Here is a 22,022-nt window from a genome sequence, read left to right as displayed (position 1 = left end):
CGTTGTGTTTCAGTTACATATACGGCTGGCGAGTGGCGCGCGGCTCGCGTACAACTTGCGCTTATCGATTTTGCGTTCCAAGGCTGACGATGCGACTGGTTTTTCCCACACTGATGCTCACCGCCCTCGCCTTTCTCATTGGCGCCGCTGGCGTGAACGCTGCCCCGCAACACGCACTGACCGTTTACGGCGAACCGGCCAAATACCCCGCCGGTTTCAGCCATTTCGACTACACCAATCCGCAAGCGCCGAAGGGCGGGACGATGCGGCGCTCGGCCATCGAGATCGGCCACTTCGACCATTTGCTGCCTTATATAGACAAAGGCATCGGCGTGACGCAGATCGACGGCCTGCTGTACTCGCCGCTGGCCCAGCGCTCGCTGGACGAGCCTTACACCGTCTATGGTCTGGTTGCGCAGAAGATGGAACGTTCGGACGATGGTCTTTCGCTACGTTTCTTCATCAACCCGAAGGCGCGCTTTGCCGATGGCAAACCGATTACCGCCGAAGACGTGCGCTACACCTACAACCTTCTGATGACCCAGGGCAGCCTGCGTTATCGCACCCAGTTCGCCGACGTCAAAGGCGTCGAAATCGAGGCACCGCTGACCGTGCGCTTCGACTTCAAAAGTAACGAAAACCGAACTTTGCCGCTGGACATCGCGACCTTGCCGGTATTCCCCGAACACTGGTGGAAGAGCCGCGATTTCGCCGGCGGCGGTGGTTATGAACCGCCGCTGGGCAGCGGGCCGTACCGGGTTGGCAAGGTCGACTCCGGGCGCAGTATCACGTTCGAACGCAATGGCGACTGGTGGGGCAAGGACCTGCCGGTCAGCCGCGGCCTGTACAACTTCGACCATTTCAGCATCGAGTACTTCGGCGACACCGATGTCGCCCGCCAGGTACTGCGTGGTGGCGCCTATGACTACAACCGCGAGTTTTCCGCGACCGGCTACTCGATCGGCTACGACAGCCCTGCCCTCAGCGATGGCCGTTTGCAGAAGGCCCACCTCGCCACTGAAGCGCCGCAATCGGCCCAGGGTTTCGTGTTCAACCTGCAAAAGCCGATGTTCCAGGACCGCCGCGTGCGCCAGGCACTGGCGATGCTCTGGGATTTCGAATGGAGCAACCGGCAGATGATGCGTAACGTCTATATCCGCCAGCAGAGTTACTTCTCCAACACCGACCTCGCCGCCCGACAGTTGCCCGACGCACAGGAACTGAAAATCCTTGAACCGCTGCGCGGTCAGGTGCCTGAGGAAGTGTTCAGCACAGTCTTCGAAGCACCGAAGACCGATGGCAGCGGCATCATCCGTGACAAGCAGTTGCAAGCCCTGGAACTGCTCGAGCAGGCCGGCTGGAAACCGGATGGCGACCAGTTGGTCAACAGCGCCGGCGAACCGCTGAGCTTCACTTTTCTGGTCAGCCAGAATGGAATGGACCGCCTGCTGTTGCCTTACAAGCGCACGCTGAAACAGATCGGCATCGAGCTCAATATTCGCCGCATCGACGCCTCGCAATACGTCAATCGCCTGATGAGTCGCGACTACGACATGATCGTCACCGGCTACCCCGTTACTACTTCTCCGGGCGGCGAGTTGCTCAACTACTTCGGCTCGGCAGCGGCCAACGATCCGGGCGCGAACAATTACATGGTGCTGAAAAATCCGGCAGTCGACACTTTGATCAACGGCCTGATCCGCGCCTCGACCCAATCAGACATGCTGCATTACGCCCATGCGCTGGACCGGGTGCTGCAATGGAACTACTACTGGATTCCCAATTACTACCCGCCAGGCACCTCGACCGTCTGGTGGAACCGCTTCGGCATTCCCACGGTGCAGGCGAGCAATGACGAAGCCATCGAGAGCTGGTGGGAAATCAGCCGCACGCCACTGACCAATCAACAGATGACCGCTGAGAAAATCAGTCGCGGCAGACCCGGAGGACCGCACTGATGTGGGGTTACATACTGCGGCGCCTGCTGCTGATCATTCCGACGCTGGTGATCATCCTGCTGGTCAATTTCGTGATCATTCAGGCCGCGCCCGGCGGACCGGTGGAACAAGCCATCGCCCACCTGCAAGGCATTGGCGGTGCCAGTGTCGGCGGCGGTGCCAGCGAGACCTCGAGCTCTGCCTCGCGCGCCAGCCGTGGCCTTGATCCGCAGCTGATCAAGGACATCGAAAAGCAGTACGGCTTCGACAAACCGGCCCACGAGCGTCTGTGGCTGATGCTGAAGAATTACGCGCAACTGGACTTCGGCAAGAGCTTCTTCCGTGGCGCGACAGTCACCGACCTGATTCTGGAAAAGATGCCGGTGACCATTTCGCTCGGGCTGTGGGCGACGCTGATCACCTATCTCGTGTCGATCCCGCTGGGCATCCGCAAGGCTGTGCACCACGGCAGCCATTTCGATATCTGGAGCAGCACGGCGATCATCATCGGTTACGCCATGCCGGCGTTTCTGTTCGCGATGTTCCTGATCGTCGTATTCGCCGGCGGCACTTCGCTGAACTGGTTTCCGGTGCGCGGGCTGGTGTCGGACAACTTCGAATCGCTGTCGACACTGGGCAAGATCGCCGATTACTTCTGGCATCTGGTGCTCCCGGTCACGGCGCTGGTGATCGGTGGATTCGCGACGCTGACGATCCTTACAAAAAACTCGTTCCTCAATGAAATCACCCGACAGTACGTAGTAACGGCCCGCGCCAAAGGCTTGAGCGAACGCCGCGTGCTGTACGGACACGTGTTTCGCAACGCCATGCTGTTGGTGGTCTCGGGGATACCTCAGGCGTTCATCAGTGTGTTCTTCGCCGGCTCACTGCTGATCGAAGTGATCTTCTCCCTCGATGGCCTTGGGCGCATGAGTTACGAAGCAGCGGTATCGCGGGATTATCCAGTGGTGTTCGGTTCACTGTTCATCTTCACCCTGTTCGGCCTGCTGATAAAACTGATCGGCGACCTGTGCTACACCCTGGTCGACCCGCGTATCGACTTCGCCGCGAGGAATGCCTGATGTTCAAGCTCTCGCCTTTGGGTCGTCGCCGTTTCGAACGTTTCAAGAAAAACCGTCGTGGCTGGTGGTCGCTGTGGCTGTTCATCGGCCTGTTCATCCTGACGCTGGGTGGCGAGTTGATCGCCAACGACAAACCGTTGATGGTCAGTTATCAGGGCCAGTGGTACTTCCCGGTGTTCAAGCGCCATACCGAACAGGAGTTCGGCGGGCAACTGCCGTTTCAGGCCGATTATCGCAGCGAGTACGTGCAGAATCTGATACGCAAGGACGGTGGCTGGTTGCTGTTCCCGCCGATTCCGTTCAGCGACGACACCCCCAACTATGACCTGAACAAACCGGCGCCAAGTCCCCCGACTTCGGTGAACTGGCTGGGCACCGACGATCAGGCGCGGGATGTGCTGGCGCGGGTCATCTTTGGCGCTCGGGTGTCGATTCTGTTTGCCTTGATGCTGACATTTGTCAGTGCGCTGATCGGTATCGCCGCCGGCGCGTTGCAGGGGTATTACGGTGGCTGGGTCGACCTGCTTGGACAACGCGTGCTGGAAGTCTGGTCGGGGCTGCCGGTGTTGTATCTGCTGATCATCCTCTCCGGTTTCGTCGAGCCGAATTTCCGGTGGCTGCTGGGGATCATGGCGCTGTTTTCCTGGTTGGCGCTGGTGGACGTGGTGCGCGCCGAGTTCCTGCGCGGGCGCAATCTGGAATACGTCAAAGCCGCACGTGCCCTGGGCCTGACTGACCGCAAGGTGATCTTCCGGCACATTCTGCCCAACGCAATGAACGCGACGCTGAGTTACCTGCCGTTCATTCTGACCGGAGCGATTTCGACGCTGACCGCGCTGGATTTCCTCGGCTTCGGCATGCCGGCCGGCAGCGCTTCGCTGGGTGAACTGATCGGTCAGGGCAAGCAGAACCTGCAAGCACCGTGGCTCGGGTTGACCGCGTTCTTTACCCTGGCGCTGATCCTCTCCTTGTTGGTATTCATCGGCGAAGCGTTACGTGACGCTTTTGACCCTCGATCCTGAAGCGTGACCATGACTGAAAACCTGATTGAAATCCGCAACCTCAATGTCGCCTTCCATGGTCAGACTGTGGTGCGTGACCTGTGCCTGGATATCCGCCCCGGTGAGTGCTTGGCTCTGGTGGGCGAATCGGGCTCGGGGAAATCGGTGACCGCGCATTCGATCCTGCAACTGCTGCCTGAGAGCGAGGCGCAAACCCGTGGCAGCATCCGCTATCGCGGGCAGGAACTGCTCGGTGCTGATCCGAAGGTCTTGCGAGAACTGCGCGGCAATCGCATCGCCATGATCTTTCAGGAACCGATGACTTCGCTCAATCCGCTGCACACCATCGAAAAGCAGATCGGCGAGACCCTGTTGCTGCACCGCGGCCTCGGCGGCAAGCAAGCGCAGCAGCGCATTCTCGAATTGCTCGGACTGGTCGGCATTCAAAAGCCCAAGGAACGCTTGAAAGCCTATCCGCATCAACTCTCTGGCGGGCAACGGCAACGGGTGATGATCGCCATGGCCCTGGCCTGCGAACCGGAGTTGTTGATTGCCGACGAGCCGACAACGGCACTGGATGTCACCGTGCAACGCAAGATTCTCTTGCTGCTCAAGTCCCTGCAACAGCGCCTGGGCATGTCGCTGCTGCTGATCAGTCACGATCTCAATCTGGTGCGCAGCATCGCGCAGCGGGTGTGTGTGATGAAAGCAGGTGAGATCGTCGAGCAGGCACCCTGCGAAACCCTGTTCACCGAACCCAAACACCCTTACAGCTGCGTGCTGTTGAACGCTGAGCCGGAAGGTGAAGCCCTGCCCCGTGACGAACGTGAAAATGTACTGGAAGTCGCTGACTTGCGCGTCAATTTCCAGGTCAGCGGCGGGCTGTTCAGGCGCAAGCAGTATCTGCGCGCTGTCGATGGCATCAGCCTGAATATCCAGCGCGGCAAGACCTTGGGCATTGTTGGCGAGTCCGGTTCGGGCAAGTCGACGCTGGGTCAGGCGATCCTGCGCTTGCTGGATTCCGAGGGCAGCATTCGCTTTCAGGGCGAAGCGCTGGACGGCCTCAATCAAAAGCAGCTGCGGCCGTGGCGGCGGCAGATGCAGGTGGTGTTTCAGGACCCGTTTGGCAGCCTGAGCCCGCGCATGTCGGTGGCACAGATCATCAGCGAAGGTCTGGAAGTGCATTGCGAGTCGACCGCTAATGAATGTGATGAGCAAGTGATTCGCGTGCTCAGGGAAGTCGGCCTCGACCCGGAAAGCCGCCATCGCTACCCGCATGAATTTTCCGGCGGCCAACGCCAACGCATCGCCATCGCCCGGGCTCTGGTGCTCAAACCCGCGCTGATCCTGCTCGATGAGCCAACCTCCGCACTTGACCGCACCGTGCAGAAACAAGTGGTCGCCCTGCTCCGTGATCTCCAGGAGAAATACGGTTTGACCTACCTGTTTATCAGCCATGATCTGGCGGTGGTGCGCGCTTTGGCACACGACATGATCGTGATCAAGGACGGTCAGGTGGTCGAGCGTGGTGCCAGTCACGACGTATTTGACAACCCGCAGCATCCCTACACCAAAGAGCTGTTGGCGGCGGCGCATCCGGGGTAGGTTTTTTTCTGCTAATTCGCGGCGCGGCATTCGCGAGCAGGCTCGCTCCCACATTTGGAATGCAGGCCCCTGTGAGAGCGAGCCTGCTCGCGAAGGGATCGGTACCGGCAACAAACAATCAGGATCAGCCTCCATGAACACCACCGAAAGCCTCAAGGACTACCAACGGGTGCGCACTCTGGCGATCCGTTCGCTGTTCGAGATCATCGAGCAATCCAGTGAGGGCACGGTGATTGTCGATCGCGATGCGAACATCGTCTGGATGAACGAACGCTATGCCCGGCGCTTTGGTCTCGAATCGGCGGCAGGCGCTATCGGCAAGCCTTGCGAAAGCGTGATCCCCGGGAGTTTGCTGCGCGAGGTGGTGCGCACCGGTCGGCCGATTCTGCTGGACATGCAGGACACCCCAAAGGAACCGCTGGTGGTGATGCGCCTGCCGATCCACGACGATGCCGGCAGCGTGATCGGCGCCATCGGTTTTGCCCTGTTCGACGAGTTGCGCACGCTGTCGCCGATGCTCAAGCGTTACCTGAGCATGCAGGAGGAACTGGCCTCGACCCGCTCACTGCTGCGTGCGCGGCAGACCAAATACAACTTCGCCCATTTCATCGGTACCAGCGCCGCCAGCCTTGAAGTCAAACGACGTGCGCGACGAAGCGCCAGCGCTGATTCGCCCGTGTTGCTGCTGGGAGAAACCGGCACTGGCAAAGAGCTACTCGCACAAGCCATTCACAGCGCTTCGCCACGTGCACACAAAGCCTTCGTCAGCATCAACAGCGCGGCAATTCCAGAGGCGCTGCTGGAAGCCGAATTTTTCGGCACGGCACCCGGCGCCTTCACCGGCGCTGACCGCAAGGGCCGCACCGGTAAATTACAAATCGCTCAGGGCGGCACGCTGTTTCTCGACGAGATCGGCGATATGCCGCTACCGCTGCAAAGCAAACTGTTGCGCGTGTTGCAGGAAAAGGAGTTCGAGCCGGTCGGCTCCAATGAAGTGATTCAGAGCGATGTGCGGGTAATCGCCGCGACGTCGACGGATTTGCAGGCAGCGATCAAGCGCGGCGAATTTCGCGCCGATTTGTACTACCGCCTCAATGTGCTGCCGATCCAGGTGCCGCCGCTGCGCGAACGTCTCGATGATCTGCCGGCGCTGAGCGAGGCGATTCTCGAAGAACTGCGCAGCCAGCATGAACTGCACCGCGATGCGCTGGCGCTGTTGGGCCAGCATGCCTGGCCGGGCAACATCCGTGAGTTGCGCAATGTGTTGGAGCGGGCGGCGTTGCTCAGTGATGACCTCATGCTGACCGAGCAGGATATTCGCGGGGCGATTGGCACGTTTACTCCCGTTGCGCGGACGTCCGAGCCGAGCACGCACGCATCGGCTCGGGAGACATTCGCGCAGGCGCGGGCGCGCTTTGATCGGCAGTTGATCGAATCGACCCTGGCGCAATGCGCGGGGAAGGTACCGGAGGCTGCGGTTCGGCTGGGTCTGGGGCGGTCGACGCTGTACAAGAAAATGGCTGCGCTGGGGATTGCCGAGTCTACATAAAGAGATATCGAATCTCTGTATGAAGACAAAACAAAAGCTTCGCGAGCAGGCTCGCTCCCACAGGGGAATGCATGTCAAATGTGGGAGCGAGCCTGCTCGCGAAGCCTCCGGCCCATTCAAAGAAAATCTCAACTAAGAGACAAAAACAGCTTCGAGAACTCGACCGAGATCTAATTTCCTTATATTTCAAACAGTTAGAAGATTGGCACAAATCTCGCTAACACCTCTCCACATCCGTTTCACCCACAAAAATAACAATCCTGGAGAGACACACCATGAGTGTGATCATTGCCTTGGCAGCCCTGACGCTGCTGATGCTCGCCGCCTACCGTGGCTACAGCGTCATCCTCTTCGCCCCGATCGCCGCCCTCGGCGCGGTGCTGCTCACCGATCCGTCCGCCGTTGCCCCCGCGTTCACCGGGGTGTTCATGGACAAGATGGTCGGTTTCATCAAGCTCTACTTCCCGGTATTCCTGCTCGGCGCGGTGTTCGGCAAGCTCATCGAACTGTCCGGTTTCTCGCGCTCGATCGTCGCCGCTGCGATTCGCCTGCTCGGTACCAAACAAGCAATGCTGGTGATCGTGCTGGTGTGCGCCCTGCTCACTTATGGCGGCGTGTCGTTGTTCGTCGTTGTCTTCGCCGTTTATCCGTTTGCAGCGGAGATGTTCCGCCAGAGCAATATCCCCAAGCGTTTGATTCCGGCGACCATTGCCCTCGGTGCATTCTCGTTCACCATGGACGCCCTGCCCGGCACGCCGCAAATCCAGAACATCATTCCCAGCACCTTCTTCAACACCACCGCATGGGCGGCGCCGTGGCTGGGGGTGATCGGCACGATTTTCGTGTTCTGCGCCGGCATGCTGTTTCTGCAGCGCCAACGCAACAAGGCGCAACGTGCCGGCGAAGGCTACGGCACTGAACTGCGCAACGAACCGGAAACTGCCGAAGACCTGAAACTGCCCAACCCGTGGATTGCCCTGTCGCCATTACTGGCCGTGGGCATCATGAACCTGCTGTTCACCCAATGGATTCCGCAGTGGTACGGCAAGACCCACAGCCTCGCACTGCCGGGCATGGCCGCGCCGGTCACTACCGAAATCGCCAAGCTCACGGCGATCTGGGCGGTGCAGGCGGCGTTGCTGGTCGGCATTCTCATGGTGCTGGCGTTCGGCTTTAAGGCGATTAAAAGCAAGCTCGCCGAAGGCAGCAAAAGCGCAGTCAGCGGTGCGTTGCTCGCAGCCATGAACACGGCGTCTGAATACGGCTTTGGTGCGGTAATCGCTTCGCTGCCGGGCTTTTTGGTGCTGGCCGACTGGCTCAAGCAGATTCCCAATCCGTTGGTCAACGAAGCGATCACCGTGACGCTGCTCGCCGGCATCACCGGTTCGGCCTCGGGCGGCATGAGCATTGCGCTGGCGGCGATGTCCGAGCAGTTCATCAGCGCGGCGCACGCGGCGAATATCCCGCTGGAAGTGCTGCACCGCGTGGCCGCGATGGCCAGTGGCGGCATGGACACCCTGCCGCACAACGGCGCGGTGATCACCCTGCTGGCGGTGACCGGATTGACCCACCGCGAAGCCTATAAAGACATTTTCTGTATTACGCTGATCAAGACGCTGGCGGTTTTCGTGGTGATCGGCACTTTCTACGCCACTGGTATTGTGTGAGGTATTCATGACCACTCTTTCCGGCAAGACAGCTTTGGTGACCGGCTCCACCAGCGGCATCGGCCTGGGCATCGCGCTGACTCTCGCGAAGGCCGGCGCCAACCTGATCCTCAATGGCTTCGGCGACGCCTCGAAGGTGATCGCCGAAGTCGCTCAGTTCGGCGGCAAGGTCGGCCATCATCCCGCCGATGTCAGCGACCCGGCGCAGATTGCCGACATGGTCGCCTACGCCGAGCGCGAGTTTGGCGGCGTCGACATTCTGGTCAACAACGCTGGCATTCAGCACGTTGCGGCGGTAGAAGAGTTTCCGGTTGAGCGCTGGGATTCGATCATTGCGATCAACCTGTCATCGGTGTTCCACAGCACCCGTTTGAGTCTGCCGGGCATGCGCCGCAAGAACTGGGGGCGCATTATCAATATCGCCTCGGTGCATGGCCAGGTCGGCTCCACCGGCAAAGCCGCATACGTTGCCGCCAAGCATGGCGTGATCGGCCTGACCAAAGTGGTCGGGCTGGAAACCGCGACCAGCAATGTCACCTGCAATGCGATCTGTCCGGGCTGGGTGTTGACGCCGCTGGTGCAGAAGCAGATCGACGATCGCGCGGCCAAGGGGGTCGATCCGCAGCAGGCGCAGCATGATCTGCTGGCGGAAAAACAACCCTCGCTGGAGTTCGTCACACCGCAGCATCTGGGTGAGTTGGTGCTGTTCTTGTGCAGCGAAGCCGGCAGCCAGGTGCGCGGCGCGGCGTGGAACATTGATGGTGGCTGGCTGGCGCAATAAACACCTGGCCATTGTGGGAACGATCTCCCTGGCCTGTACGAATCCGATAAGAAGAGGCAAGCCCATGTCCGATATTCTCTGGCAACCCGACACCCAGCGTATCGCCGGTTCGCGTATGGATGCCTTCCGGCGCGATATCAATCAGCGGCATTCGCTCAAGCTCGACGGCTACCCTGCCCTGCACCAATGGAGCATCGATCAGCGCCCGGCGTTCTGGCAGGCGATCGTCGATTTCTTCGACATCCGCTTCCACACTCAGCCCGACGCCGTCTTGCGTGAAGGTGCAGAAATGCCCAGCGCCGAGTGGTTCCCCGGCGCGACCCTGAACTTCGCTGAACACCTGTTGCGCCGACGCGACGATGCCGTGGCCGTGATCGCAGTTGCAGAGAATGGTCAGCGCGAACAACTGACCTGGGCCGAGCTGGCCGAACAGGTCGCCGGGTTTCAGGCGAGCCTGCGCGCGGCGGGCGTTGGCCGGGGTGATCGCGTGGCGGCGTGCATGCCCAACACCTGGCAAACCCTGGTGGCGATGCTGGCCACTACCAGCCTCGGCGCGATCTGGTCCTGCTCGTCGCCCGACTTCGGCACCCACGGCGTGATCGATCGCTTTGGCCAGATCGAACCGAAAGTGCTGCTCACCTGTGCCGGCTATCAATACGCCGGAAAAACCCTGGATCAGACCGCCAAGCTCAACGAAATCCTTGCACAACTGCCGTCACTGCAGCAGTTGATCATCGTCCCGTACGCTCGCCCGCAAGCTCGCATCGAGGATTACCGAACCCTAGCCGATGTCTGCTTCTGGGAAGATTTTTATCAACCCGGTGGTGAACCGGATTTCACCCCGGTGCCGTTCAATCATCCGCTCTACGTGCTGTACTCCAGCGGCACCACTGGCGTGCCGAAATGCATCGTCCACAGCACCGGCGGCGTGCTGCTGCAACACGTCAAGGAACATGGTTTGCACTGCGACCTCGGTCCCGGTGACCGCTTGTTCTACTACACGACCTGCGGCTGGATGATGTGGAACTGGCTGGTCTCGGCACTCGCAGTGGGCAGCGCCGTGGTGCTCTACGACGGCTCGCCGTTCCACCCGAATCACCAGCGCCTGCTCGACCTGATCGACGATGAACGCATCAGCGTGTTTGGCACCAGTCCGAAATTCCTCGCGACGCTGGAAAGCAGCGGCGCCAGGCCACGGGAAAGCCATGATTTGAGCAGTTTGAAAACCCTGCTGTGCACAGGCTCGGCTTTGTCACCGCAAAGCTACGATTTCGTTTATCGCGACTTCAAAACCGAGGTGTGTCTGGCCTCGATGTCCGGTGGCACCGACATCGTTTCGTGCTTCGTCAATGGCAACCCGCTGTCAGCGGTACGTCGCGGAGAAATCATGGGCAAGAGCCTGGGCATGGCCGTCGAGGTGTGGAACGACGCTGGCCAGCCGGTGATCGGTGAGAAAGGTGAACTGGTCTGCACGCGGCACTTCCCGGCGATGCCGATCGGCTTGTGGAATGACCCCGACGGCTCAAAACTGCACCAGTCTTATTTCAGCCAGTTCCCCGGTGTATGGGCGCAGGGTGATTACGCCGAGCAATTGTCCGATGGCGCAATGATGATCCATGGCCGCTCGGATGCGGTGTTGAATCCGGGCGGCGTGCGCATCGGCACGGCGGAGATTTATCGGCAGGTCGAGAAAATCAGTGAAGTGCTGGACAGCGTCGCCATCGGTCAGCAATGGCAGGAGGATGTGCGCGTCGTGTTGTTCGTGCGTTTGCGCGACGGCGTCGAGCTGGATGAAGGGCTTGAACAGCGAATCCGCGAAGTGATCCGCGCCAATACCACACCCAGGCATGTTCCCGCACGCATCGTCGCAGTAACCGATATACCGCGCACCATCAGCGGCAAAGTCGTAGAGCTGGCGGTGCGCGATGTCGTGCATGGGAGGCCAGTGAAAAATACCGATGCACTGGCCAATCCCGAAGCGCTGGAGCAGTTTCGGGATCGGCGCGAACTGGCCATGACCGAAGTTATTCAACACTGAATTTCGTCTGGCGCAGCCTCAATTCAGCTGTATTACAACTTCACCGGTGAGGGGCTGATCTCCACTGGCTTCGATCGCTGCGCGCATGATGCTGAGATTCAGCGAAAACAACGCTTCGTTTGTTTTCAACAAACTGAGCAAGGCAATAACGAGCATCAGCGAGTCTGCATTGAGGAGCGCTTGAGCGCTTTCGTGAAAACTGCCAGTGATAGGCTCAGACCGGGGCAAGCGTCCCTTTGCCAAGTTTAGTAAAGGCGCCACATCCAAACCGACCTTACCATCTCGGGTCGCCCCCTCGGCAGTGATCAGACTGGTCTTGGCGGGGTTGACCCGAATCATTTCGTGGATGAGGTCATCAGCGATTTCGCCGTAACCTGTCAGGCTGAATCGCTGGTTGAAGTTACGTGTATTGACCGTCATGTACTGAACACGCTTTTTATCTGTAGCTCCTGCGCTCTTCCATTTGCTGTAATCGAATGGATTTACCTCAATGACGCCATCATCTAGTTTCAGGCTATCCAACAGGAAATTGCTGGCGGACGTTCCGCCGAAATCCAGCCTGATGGCGCTTAGCAGATTGGACAATTCGTCACGCGCCGCCGCGGTACTGCCAAAAAACAATCCAATCGTGGGGTCGGTTTTGAAATTCAGCGCCGGCGCGCCCAGCACTTCAATTGCGCTGTCTATTTTGAAACGGGCCAGTGGCAGACTGCGCTCGAGAATGTGAGCTGTAAAAACACCCGGAACCGGTTTCTGCAGTAATGGCAGACTAAACTTCTCTTGCAGGTCGAAATTGACGAGTCGTTTTCCCCACGGCTTACCTAGCCGATTGGCCGCGTACCACTCACTGCTTTTCTTGATGGCACAGACATTGAAAGAAGACGCGGTGCTTCCAAGCGGGCGCCACCTCCCGAAACCAACATCGGTAGCATTCGCCAGCTTGTGAAATTCCCGCGCCGTACCGGTCAGTCTGCTCATCTGGACAACGGCAGATTCCACGACTTTTGCGCCCGACGCGCCCAAATGCATGACGCTTTTGAACAATGCTTTTGACGCTTGGTATCCAGCAGTTGGCAATCCATCAATCGGATTGAAAGTCGAGACTGTCAGAGAAATGCCAAACCTGACGAGGCTGCCGATTTTTGCCGTTAACGAAACTGTTTTGGCTGCGATATGCAGAATTTTAGCCGGGGCACCCAGTACAGTGAAGAAAATACCGATAGCATCCATCGTGCACGCGTAAATTCCGTCAACCACCTGATTTCTATTTCCGGAAGCCAAGTCTTCGATACATTTCTTGAACGGGACACACAGGTCAATAATATACGTCAGCACCTCGTTATAAGTGTTCTCCGCACGCTCTTTATCAGTGTATTCGGTGAAGACTTCCCTGAAATCCTGGAGGCTGCCCAATGGTCTGTTCTTCACAACAAATTGGGCAATATTTTCGATATGCTCATTTACGAAAAACTGATAATGATTACGAACGACCCGCGACGCAGAAGTCGGAGCCATAACAGTGCCAAGTTTCTCTATAACCATAATCCCAGAGGCATTCGGCGACGGCTTTTTTCCGACAATGTAGCTATCGAAATCAGTTGGAACGTTATGCGTGGGGGGCAAAGGGAAAAATGCATCATTGGGCTTCCCTGTATATTCAACCCTTCCAGGCATGTTCATTTTTTGGGTATAAATAATCAATTTGCCTAGCTCATCGTTTCTTCTGCACTCTCCCAGCAAGGTAAACATTTCATAGCATAAAGTCTGATTATTCCCGAAGGAAGCTATCATAATTACACCGAACCGCCCCACCGCCTGGTCTTTCTTGAGCTGAACTTCGATATTTTTGGGTGGCTGATTACCCGCGCCGACCAAGTTATAATTAGCCGATGACGGATAGTAAATCTCTGCAACCGAAGGACGTACAGTAAAAAACGTGATCTTGCTTGAGGCAAAGACATCTCGATCGGCTCGAGGCATTCCTGCTATCGCCAGCTTTATGTTTGAAGCCATCGCCTTATGAATATTGCAGTGATAGCTAACGAGCTCAGCTTCGAATGCTGGTTTGATGGCAGGCAAGGCCAAAAGCTGCGGATACTTATCGAAAATGCCGGGCTCTTTATTCCAATCCCATGTTCCGGACGCCAGCAACCCTTCGATATGAAGATCAAGCATCGACACTCTCATTGCAGAATAAGTCTCAGGACGCAAAAGAGGTTGTTCAATAACATCAAAATCAGCAACCGCCTGCTTCAATGCAGTCATCGCCAGTCGTTTCCGATTGGGCGGAGCCGCCCCAAATGCCTTGATTCCCAAAACAATATCATCCACGTGCGTTTTATACGCATTCAAAGCGTCTTGAGCTGCTGTAAGAGCAGACGTGCTCAGTTGCTCATGAGTGATGACTTCATTCATCAATGCCCAGTCAATGATAGGGTCGATCGCAGTAATACCTTGCAGCTCCCCCAGTACCGGGCTGACCGTTTCCATGCTTGCAAACTTCATGACTTGTTCATATGTCATGAAGCGAGAGACGCCTCGACAATTGATCTCGATAAAGCTCACCGCCTGGCAAAACGTCACCCAGCCGATCGAGCCAGCGTAAAGCTCTTGGGGCAGATTTTTAACCAAGAGACAAGGCGCTACATGAGCCAGGAGCAGGTGGGAAGCGAGAGGAATAATCGAGTGCGAATGGCCCTTTGCTACAAGGTAAGCCTCAAAATTTTCACGTATGGCATATAACGGCCTATCAGCCATGGTGCTCGAATCGTATATATCAAAGGTTCCGATGCAGTTGCGCTTGCCAGTAACGCCTATGGATGAATCCAACTGCAAAATTATTGCAGTGAGCAACACCTGAGCTAGATCGTCACTACTGATTTCCTCGGAATCCTTCGCCCCCCACCAGTCCAGTGCGATGACGTATTCCTTGGCAATTTTCTGCGACGCTGGATGACGAACCAGCATTGCAACGACCTCGTTAGCGCTGTCCCAATTAACGGTAGTAACGTTATACGGTCTGACGCTTCTGAAGATTGTGTTAAGTAGATTCTCATTCGCAGGGAACAGTTTACTCGTCACCGCGCGAATCTCTGCACACTGCTGTGGTGTCAAGGTGATCGACGTATCATTTAGCCCAGTTATCTGCCCCCAGTAATTACCAAAATCATCTCCTTCAGGCCACTTCCACTCCAAAAAGCCAATCAAGCTTTCTAGTTTTTCTCTGTCATCCGGCACGTTGAACCCGTGAAAACGCAACCACTGCGACAACAGCACTGCGTTATCAAGGTGAACGAATCCACCAAGACCTGCTGCAATAGCAACTAACTTCTCGAACTTCTCATTCGCGCCGGGATTACTCTTGACGTTATCCGATACATCCATCCACCCTTCATGAGTAACGTATATGTGAATTTCACCCGAAGACGTAACTCTACTGTAGGTGCCGGAACCGAGTAAGCTCATCAGATCCTGAAGCATCTCGCTGGCCGGTTTCTGTAAACGTCCAAAAGAGGATTCAGGCGAGAGCCAGATGATCTTTTGGTCATCGTTTGAAATATCCCGTGCAACGTCTTCCGGAGCTTCGACAAGAAATCTTTTCAACTGGCCTAGAAGTGCCATTCGCTCTAATTCATCTGCGGCAGAACAACGCACATTATCGGCAGCGCTCAATTTGGAAAGAGCACCTGCACCACATCGATTTTTCATTTTATTGACCTGTTTATTTACATGGACTTGCTATCGAGATCGCAAATCTAATAAAAACAGGCGAAACCACAACTAACCAAGTATTAGTCTAGATTTCAAACATCTATCACCTGACCGCTCAGCCGCCTACAGACACGACAACTTACTCCACCAACCCCCAATCCCCTGTCGATGCTTTTTCGTTGATTGGAGAATCAAGTTTAAGCTTGATGCCTAACCGTAAGTTGTTTGTCGAATCCGCGTTTTTCAAAGCTTCTTCTACTGTAATAACACGCGCAAGGACTAACTGTAACAGTGCAGCATCGAATGTCTGCATGCCTGAGTCTTCGGATTTCTCCATGATACTTTTCAACTCAGCCAACTCATTGCGGCGGAGCGCATCAGCGACAGTCGGCGTACCTAATAACACTTCCACGGCCGCCCTGCGCTGGCCGTCGACAGTGCGTACCAAGCGCTGCGAGATAAAGGCTTTCAGGTTGTTGCCCAATGTCTGCAACAGCTGCTCGCGCTTCTCCTCGGGAAACATATTGATGATGCGATCCAGCGCCTGATTGGCGTTGGTCGCATGTAATGTCGACAACACCAGATGCCCTGTATCGGCAAACGAGAGCGCGTGCTCCATGGTTTCGCGGTCACGGATCTCACCAATCAGGACGACGTCCGGTGCCTGGCGTAAAGTGTTCTTCAGTGCAGCATGAAAGCTGCGCGTATCGACGCCAACCTCACGCTGATTGATGATCGAGCGCTTGTGCCGATGGATATATTCGATCGGGTCTTCGATGGTAACAATGTGTCCGGCACTGTGACGGTTGCGATGATCGATGAGCGCCGCCAGGGAGGTCGACTTGCCCGAACTGGTAGCGCCGACAAAAAGAATCAGGCCACGTTTGAGCATCACCGTTTCCAGCAACACCGGCGGCAGTTTCAAGTCTTCGAACCGCGGGATGTCGAGCTTGACGTTGCGGATAACGATCGAAACGTCGTTGCGCTGCTTGAAAATGTTCACCCGGAACCGGCCGACGCCCGTTCGGGAGATTGCCAGGTTCATTTCAAGATCCCGGTCGAACTCCCGGCGCTGCTCGGCGTCCATCAGGGAGGTGGCGATGGCCGCGGTTTCGCCAGGTTTGAATGGCTGATCGCTGAGCGCCGTTAGCACACCATCAATGCGAGCGCTCGGTGGTGCGCCGGTGGAAAGGAAGAGATCCGAACCGTTTTTTTGCGACAATGTTGACAACAGTGCATCGATTTCCATGGCTGAAAGCACCCGCGAAGCATTGAATGAGCAGATTTGGCCTACGCTTGGCGCGGCTCCTGCAACAATGATAGACCCCGTCTCACCGAACCACGCTCAGGATTGAAACATGAATGCTGTACCCACCACCGATGACGCCCAGGCCCTGATCGCCCGCACCGACTGGAGCCGCAGTCCGCTGGGCGCCGCCGGTACCTGGCCGCAGAGTCTGCGCACAGCGGTGGACATCGTGATTCATTCGCCGATGCCGATGCTGCTGTTGTGGGGGCCGCAACTCACGCAGCTCTACAACAATGGCTTTGCCCTGCTCGCCGGCAGCAAGCATCCCGAAGCCTTCGGCCAGCCAACGCATGAGATCTGGCCGGAAGTACGGGATTTTGCCGAGCCGATCTACCAAGCGGTGCTGCAGGGCCAGGTGCGCAGCTTCAGCGAGCAACGTTTCAGCGTGCAGCGCGACGGCAAAAAAACCGATTTCTGGCTGGATCTGACCTACAGTCCGATTCGCGATGAAACCGCACAGGTCGCCGGAATTCTGATCACTGCCATTGAGACCAACGAGCGCCGCCGCATTGCCCTGGAATTGCAGCGCCGTTCCGAGGAAAGCCTCAAGGCTCAGCGCCAGTCCGAAGAGCGTCTGCAACTGGCCCTTGCCGCCGCCGACGCCGTCGGAACGTGGGACTGGGACATTGGCGAAGACCGATTCATTGCCGATGCGCATTTTGCCGAACTGCATGGCGTTGATCCGAGCAAGGCCGGGCAATTGCCGATCAGCGAATATATGCACGGGGTGCACCCCGAAGACCGCGCAATGGTTGCGCGCGGCATCAAGCACTGCATCACCCACGGCACCGAGTACGCTGAGGAATATCGCTTGTTGCAGGCCGATGGCACGCTGCGCTGGGTGTTCGCGCGCGGGCGTTGCTACAAGGATCATCATGGTCGGCCGATGCGCTTTCTCGGCGCGGCGCTGGACCTGACCGAACGCAAACACACCGAACAAGCGCTGCGTCAGAGCCAGACCGAATTGCAGTTGATCATCAACGCCATGCCGATCCTGATCAGCTATGTCGACGCCGAAGAACGTTTTCGCTTGAACAACGCAGCGTATCTCGACTGGTACGGCCTCACACCGCAAGAGTTGTACGGGCGCAAGATTCGCGAAGTCATCGGCGAAGAGGCGTATTTCCTGCGTGCACCGTACATCGCCGAAGCGCTGGCCGGGCGCGCCTGTTCCTTCAGTTTCTACACACCGCACCGCGATGGCAGCACCCGTCATGCCCTCATGAATTATCTGCCGCGACATGGTGCGGACGGTGCAGTGAACGGCTTCTACATCTTTGTCATCGACGAGACCGAGCGCAAGAAAACCGAAGAAGCCCTGCGTAATCTCAACGAGACCCTCGAAGAGCGGGTCAGCGCGCGCACCGAGCAACTGGCTCAGGCCAACGAGCGTTTGCAGAACGAGATGTTCGAACGCGAGCGCGCCGAAGATGCCTTGCGCCACGCGCAGAAGATGGAAGCCGTCGGCCAGCTCACGGGTGGCATCGCCCACGACTTCAACAACATGCTCACCGGCATTATCGGCAGTCTGGACTTGATGCAGCGCTACATCGCCAATGGTCGTGCCGACGAGATCGGCCGTTTTACCGAAGCGGCCGTGTCATCGGCCAATCGCGCGGCGGCGCTCACGCATCGCTTGCTGGCGTTCTCGCGGCGCCAGTCGCTGGACCGCAAGCAACTGAACGTCAATGAGCTGGTGCACTCGCTGGAAGATCTGATCCGCCGCACCAAAGGCGATCCGATCGACCTGCAACTGCGCCTGCCCGAAGACGTTTGGCCGGTGAGCACCGACGTCAGCCAGCTGGAAAATGCCTTGCTCAATCTGGTGATCAACGCCCGCGACGCGATGCCCGAAGGCGGCACGTTGCTGATCCAGACTGCCAACGTCTACCTCGACAGCAGCGACATCACCATTCTCGAACCGGTCAAGGCCGGGGAATACGTCATGCTCGCGGTCAGCGATAACGGCACCGGCATGACTCCGTCAATTCGCTCCAAAGCGTTCGATCCGTTCTTCACCACCAAGCCGATCGGCCAGGGCACCGGGCTCGGGCTGTCGATGATCTACGGTTTCGCCCAGCAGTCCGGTGGTCACGTCAGCCTCGACAGCGTACCGGGGCAAGGTACTTGCGTGCGCCTGTACTTGCCGCGCTTGCTTGAGCCGGCGCCGGAAACCTCATCTGTGAAGAAAGCCGAACCGATTGCTGCTTCATCTTCTGGCGAAACCGCAATCGTGGTCGAGGATGACGCGGCGGTGCGCATGCTGGTGCTCGATCTGCTGAGGGAGCTGGGCTATAAAACCTTCGAAGCGGCAAACGCCAAAATCGCCCTGCCCTTGTTCGAGTCCGCGCAACGTGTCGATCTGCTGGTCACCGATGTCGGGCTGCCCGGCATGAACGGTCGCCAGTTGGCGGAAATTGCGCGCCAGCATCGTCCCGGCCTTAAAGTGCTGTTCATGACCGGTTACGCGCAGATTGCTGCCGAGCGCCAGGGCTTTCTTGAAGAGGGCATGGACATGGTCGCCAAGCCTTTTGTCCTGGAAGTGTTGGCGAGCAAGATTCGCAAGTTGAGCAACCCGACCCCGTGACTTGAGGCATAATCGCGCGCCCCGCTGTCACCCCGTTATCAGGTATTGCACGATGAAAGCCCAAGCCCGCCACATTCTGGTGAAAACCGCCGAAGAGGCCGAACAACTCAAACAGCGCATCGCCAAGGGCGAAGCATTCGATGTGCTGGCGAAGAAGTTTTCCACCTGCCCGTCCGGCAAACGCGGCGGTGATCTGGGCGAAGTACGTCCAGGACAGATGGTCGGCGCGATTGATGCGGTGATTTTCAAGAAACCACTGCGCACCGTGCATGGACCGATCAAGAGCAAGTTTGGTTATCACCTGGTGCAGGTGTTTTATCGGGATTGATCGGCTGGCTGCCGGGCTTCTTCGCGAGCAGGCTCGCTCCCACATTTCGACCGGGTTTTCATTGTGGGAGCGAGCCTGCTCGCGAACCGATTGCGCAGCAAGCGGCCATTCTCTGACTACCTGGGGATCAGCGCCCCTGGCACCTGTATCACCCGACTGGCCAATTCATGTCCCGCTTGGGCCGCCTCTGCCGGGCTGCCGCCGAGCAAGCGCCGGGCCAGATACGCCGCACTGAACGAATCCCCCGCCGCCGTGGTGTCGACAACCTTGTCGACCTTTTGCGCCGGCACCTCAAACGCCTCCCCCTGACAACGAATCAGGCACGCCTCGGCGCCACGCTTGAGCACCACTTCTGGCGTGCCAATCTGCGCATACGTCGCAAACACCTCAGCGCAATCGGCAAACCCGAACAACGCCTGTTCGTCATCCACGGTGAGCAACGCCAGATCGACATAGGGCAAGACGCTGCGATATGCCGCGCGGGCCTCTTCCACAGAAGCCCACAAGCGTGGGCGGTAGTTGTTGTCGAAAACGATGCGCGCATCGCGCTGCCGGGCTTCGCTCAACGTCTTGATCAGGCGGGCACGGCCTTGCATGCCAAGTACGGCGAGGGTGATCCCGCTGAAATACAGCACGTCGTAGTCCGGCAAGGCCGCGAGAATCGGCTCGGCCGCAGGGGTAGTGAAGCAATCGCGTACCGCCGCTTCGTTGCGCCAGTACAGAAAGCGCCGCTCGCCGTTGGCGTCGGTCTGTATGCAATACAAACCGGGAAGCCGACCGGGCAAGCGCTGCACCAGATCGAGGCCGATGCCTTCGCTGCGCCAGATCTGGCACATCGCATCGCTGAAACTGTCATCGCCCAGCGCGGTGACGTAGTCGACTTGCGCCTTGTCGCCCAGGGCGCGGGACAGGTACACGGCCGTATTGAGGGTATCGCCACCGAAGCTTTGCTGCAGACTGCCGTCGGCACGTTGTTGCAGTTCGATCATGCATTCGCCGATCAGGGCGATGCGTGGGGTGTAGGGCCCCAGAGGGCTGAGCGTGGTCATCTGGTAAGGTCTCTGGTCGTTCGGTGGTGGCTGTTGGGGCGTCATCGCTGGCAAGCCAGCTCCCACAAAGTCAAGGTGAACATAAATTGGGTAATCACCTCCGGCCCTGTGGGAGCTGGCTTGCCAGCGATTGGCCGCGCCTCGGTCTCAAGCCTTAGAAACAAGTCTCCATGGTCTCGATAACCGCCAACTGCTCATCCACCAGCAACCCAACACGCCATTTGTCAAACGTCAGGCACGGATGCGAAGTACCAAAGGAAATGATGTCGCCGACCCGCAGTTCTACACCCGGCGCCACGGTCATGAACGCATGCTGATCCATCACCGCCGTGACCTTGCACGCACCGATATCATCACCTGTCGCCGGCACCACACCGGCCTTGTAGCGCAACAACGGCACCGGCAAACCGGCGTCGAATGCGACGTCGCGCTTGCCCAGAGCGATCACCGCGAAACCCGGTTCCGGCAGCGACTGCACATGAGCCCAGACTTCCAGCGCTGGGCGCAGGCCTTCGTGCAGATCGCTGCGACGGTCGAGCACGCAGCACTGCGCCTCTTTGTAGATACCATGGTCGTGGGCCACGTAACTGCCCGGGCGCAACACGCTGAGGAAACGGCCAGCGGCGTTCTGGGTTTCGAAAGATTCGGCGATCAGGTCGTACCAGGCCGAACCCGACGCAGTGATGATCGGTCTGGCGATGGCAAAGGCGCCGCTGTCCTGTAGCTGCACCGCGAGGCGAACCAGCGACGCGGCGAATTCGCGAATGCCACTGACCGAATGATCGCCATGAATCACGCCTTCGTAACCTTCAATGCCGGTCAGTGCCAGCGCCGGTTGCGCATCGATGGCCTTGGCCAGCTCGATGACTTCCTGCTCGCTGCGGCACCCGCAGCGCCCGCCAACCACGCCATATTCGATCATCACGTTGAGCTTGACCCCACGGGAAGCGAAGTAAGCCCCGAGGTCGGCGACGTTGTCCGGGTGATCGACCATGCAATAGAAATCGAACGTCGGATCGGCGAGCAGATCGGCAATCAACGCCATGTTCGGCGTGCCGACCAATTGATTGGCCATCAACACCCGACGTACGCCGTGAGCATAAGCGGCGCGGGTCTGGGTAGCGCTGGCGAGGGTGATGCCCCAGGCGCCGGCGTCGAGCTGTCGCTTGAACAGTGCCGGGGTCATGCTGGTTTTGCCGTGAGGCGCGAGTTCGGCGCCGCTGTCGCTGACAAATTTCTGCATCCAGCGAATGTTGTGCTCCAGGGCCTCGCGGTGCAGCACCAGCGCTGGCAGGCTGACGTCGCGGGTCAATTGCGCGCCGAGGGTGGCGTCACCTTTTTCTACGGCAGAGTTGATGGCAGTGGTCATGGTCCAGTC

The 22,022-nt window shown here is 58.1% G+C and carries 14 protein-coding genes; 10 read left to right on the top strand and 4 right to left on the bottom strand.

Annotation, left to right across the window (positions count from 1 at the left end; genetic code table 11):
• Positions 1-89 precede the first annotated feature (89 nt).
• The 8 genes from AB4N41_RS20495 to AB4N41_RS20460 all read left to right on the top strand — a co-directional run bounded on the left by AB4N41_RS20495 (position 90) and on the right by AB4N41_RS20460 (position 11,660).
• The gene (locus tag AB4N41_RS20495; protein ID WP_252878007.1) at positions 90-1,958 is read left to right on the top strand and encodes an extracellular solute-binding protein; all 1,869 of its coding nucleotides are present in this window, start codon (positions 90-92) and stop codon (positions 1,956-1,958) included.
• Entirely contained in the window at positions 1,958-3,019 is a 1,062-nt protein-coding gene (locus AB4N41_RS20490) for a microcin C ABC transporter permease YejB (protein ID WP_056785267.1), read from the top strand. Before AB4N41_RS20495 ends, AB4N41_RS20490 begins: the two co-directional genes overlap by 1 nt.
• Positions 3,019-4,041, top strand: coding sequence for an ABC transporter permease (locus tag AB4N41_RS20485; RefSeq protein WP_460137926.1), 1,023 nt, complete (start codon positions 3,019-3,021; stop codon positions 4,039-4,041). The genes AB4N41_RS20490 and AB4N41_RS20485 overlap by 1 nt, the downstream gene beginning before the upstream one ends.
• A gap of 9 nt (positions 4,042-4,050) precedes the next feature.
• Entirely contained in the window at positions 4,051-5,625 is a 1,575-nt protein-coding gene (locus AB4N41_RS20480) for an ABC transporter ATP-binding protein (protein ID WP_252878006.1), read from the top strand.
• A gap of 133 nt (positions 5,626-5,758) precedes the next feature.
• Complete coding sequence (locus tag AB4N41_RS20475; RefSeq protein ID WP_056785262.1) at positions 5,759-7,174, top strand: sigma-54 interaction domain-containing protein; 1,416 nt, start codon at positions 5,759-5,761, stop codon at positions 7,172-7,174.
• A 275-nt stretch (positions 7,175-7,449) separates the two neighbouring features.
• Positions 7,450-8,841, top strand: coding sequence for a GntP family permease (locus AB4N41_RS20470; protein ID WP_016774505.1), 1,392 nt, complete (start codon positions 7,450-7,452; stop codon positions 8,839-8,841).
• A gap of 7 nt (positions 8,842-8,848) precedes the next feature.
• Positions 8,849-9,622 (top strand): 3-hydroxybutyrate dehydrogenase, encoded by a 774-nt coding sequence (gene hbdH / locus AB4N41_RS20465; protein WP_071172267.1) that lies wholly within the window; start codon positions 8,849-8,851, stop codon positions 9,620-9,622.
• Between the two features lie 64 nt (positions 9,623-9,686).
• Positions 9,687-11,660, top strand: a complete 1,974-nt coding sequence (locus AB4N41_RS20460; RefSeq protein ID WP_252878005.1) for an acetoacetate--CoA ligase — start codon at positions 9,687-9,689, stop codon at positions 11,658-11,660.
• Between the two features lie 18 nt (positions 11,661-11,678).
• Here the strand turns inward: AB4N41_RS20460 and AB4N41_RS20455 are convergent, their stop codons facing one another.
• Together AB4N41_RS20455 and AB4N41_RS20450 are read right to left on the bottom strand one after the other, a co-directional pair.
• Positions 11,679-15,368, bottom strand: coding sequence for a hypothetical protein (locus AB4N41_RS20455; protein ID WP_252878004.1), 3,690 nt, complete (start codon positions 15,366-15,368; stop codon positions 11,679-11,681).
• 142 nt (positions 15,369-15,510) lie between these two features.
• On the bottom strand, positions 15,511-16,620 hold the full coding sequence (locus tag AB4N41_RS20450; protein WP_095179759.1) for a PilT/PilU family type 4a pilus ATPase: 1,110 nt from the start codon (positions 16,618-16,620) through the stop codon (positions 15,511-15,513).
• A gap of 109 nt (positions 16,621-16,729) precedes the next feature.
• Between AB4N41_RS20450 and AB4N41_RS20445 the strand changes: the two genes are divergently transcribed.
• Together AB4N41_RS20445 and AB4N41_RS20440 are read left to right on the top strand one after the other, a co-directional pair.
• The gene (locus tag AB4N41_RS20445; RefSeq protein ID WP_460137925.1) at positions 16,730-19,267 is read left to right on the top strand and encodes a hybrid sensor histidine kinase/response regulator; all 2,538 of its coding nucleotides are present in this window, start codon (positions 16,730-16,732) and stop codon (positions 19,265-19,267) included.
• 52 nt (positions 19,268-19,319) lie between these two features.
• Positions 19,320-19,595, top strand: a complete 276-nt coding sequence (locus AB4N41_RS20440) for a peptidylprolyl isomerase (RefSeq protein WP_007912322.1) — start codon at positions 19,320-19,322, stop codon at positions 19,593-19,595.
• Between the two features lie 116 nt (positions 19,596-19,711).
• Here the strand turns inward: AB4N41_RS20440 and kdgK are convergent, their stop codons facing one another.
• Together kdgK and AB4N41_RS20430 are read right to left on the bottom strand one after the other, a co-directional pair.
• The gene (kdgK, locus tag AB4N41_RS20435; RefSeq protein ID WP_252878003.1) at positions 19,712-20,644 is read right to left on the bottom strand and encodes a 2-dehydro-3-deoxygluconokinase; all 933 of its coding nucleotides are present in this window, start codon (positions 20,642-20,644) and stop codon (positions 19,712-19,714) included.
• A 154-nt stretch (positions 20,645-20,798) separates the two neighbouring features.
• Positions 20,799-22,013: an amino acid deaminase gene (locus tag AB4N41_RS20430; protein WP_460137924.1), complete on the bottom strand. Its 1,215-nt coding sequence runs from the start codon at positions 22,011-22,013 to the stop codon at positions 20,799-20,801.
• Positions 22,014-22,022: the final 9 nt, after the last annotated feature.

The organism is Pseudomonas sp. S2_A10, assembly GCF_054668465.1.
Note: the sequence above shows the minus strand (reverse complement) of the source record. Positions and strands in the feature narration are given on the sequence as shown.